General features: G+C 53.9%; 1 rRNA gene. It reads right to left on the bottom strand.

From position 1 onward, the window contains the following. A 23S ribosomal RNA gene (locus HPT30_RS00285) occupies positions 1-243 on the bottom strand; the annotation flags it as partial.

Here is a 243-nt window from a genome sequence, read left to right as displayed (position 1 = left end):
TGCACTCTTCGAATGATTTCCAACCATTCTGAGGGAACCTTGGAACGCCTCCGTTACTCTTTAGGAGGCGACCGCCCCAGTCAAACTGCCCGCCTGACACGGTCCCCGTACCCGATAAGGGTACCAGGTTAGAACCTAGATACGATCAGGGTGGTATCCCAACGGCGCCTCCACAGAAGCTTGCGCTCCTGTCTCTACGGCTCCCACCTATCCTGTACAGATCGTACCCAAATTCAATATCAA

The organism is Paenibacillus agri (genome assembly GCF_013359945.1).
GTDB lineage: Bacteria > Bacillota > Bacilli > Paenibacillales > Paenibacillaceae > Paenibacillus_AQ > Paenibacillus_AQ agri.
Note: the sequence above shows the minus strand (reverse complement) of the source record. Positions and strands in the feature narration are given on the sequence as shown.